1 protein-coding gene is annotated in these 234 nt (G+C 74.8%); it reads left to right on the top strand.

What is annotated here, in order from left to right; all coding sequences use genetic code 11:
- The coding region (locus tag KVS71_RS19045) for an FUSC family protein (protein WP_217585312.1) at positions 1 to 234 on the top strand (234 nt) is incomplete at both ends.

Below are 234 nucleotides of genomic sequence, written 5' to 3'. Positions count from 1 at the left end.
ATGCTCCCCGGCGGCACCGTCTGGTACTGGGCGGCGGTCGGCGCGATGGCGGCGGCCAGCGGCGCGCAGCCCAACGCCCGCATGACCCGCGGCATCCAGCGCCTCGTCGGCACGCTGCTCGGCGTGCTGGTCGCCCCCGGGATCCTCGCCCTCGACATGCCCCCACTGGCCGTGATCGCCGTCGTGGTGGTCCTGCAGGGGGCGGCCGTACTGTTCATCGGCCGCAACTACGGC

This window comes from Microbacterium sp. GbtcB4 (genome assembly GCF_019091465.1).
In the GTDB taxonomy this organism is placed as follows: domain Bacteria; phylum Actinomycetota; class Actinomycetes; order Actinomycetales; family Microbacteriaceae; genus Microbacterium; species Microbacterium paraoxydans.
The sequence above is the reverse complement of the archived record's forward strand: the minus strand, read 5'-3'. Positions and strand labels throughout refer to the sequence as shown.